Genomic DNA, 229 nt, shown 5'->3' on the forward strand with positions numbered 1-229 from the left:
GTTACACGACGTGGTAAAATTTTACCGCGTTCTGAGATAAAACGTTTTAATAATTCAGTGTCTTTATAATCGATATGTGTAATACCATTTGCTGTGAAATAGCATACTTTTTTACGACGACGTCCGCCTCTTCTTGGTCCACCTGCCATGATTAACTGCCTCCTTTTAATTGTATTTTTAAATTAGTTATTTTTTAGAATGGTAAATCATCATCACTAATATCAATAGG

Annotated in this window: 1 protein-coding gene; it reads right to left on the reverse strand. The window is 33.2% G+C overall.

Going from position 1 to position 229, the window contains the following annotated elements:
* Positions 1-149: 30S ribosomal protein S18 (rpsR, locus tag HH682_RS15610; RefSeq protein ID WP_214238384.1), on the reverse strand; the 149-nt coding region annotated here is incomplete at its 3' end.
* Positions 150-229 lie beyond the last annotated feature (80 nt).

Source organism: Rosenbergiella gaditana (assembly GCF_018494065.1).
Lineage (GTDB): Bacteria > Pseudomonadota > Gammaproteobacteria > Enterobacterales > Enterobacteriaceae > Rosenbergiella > Rosenbergiella gaditana.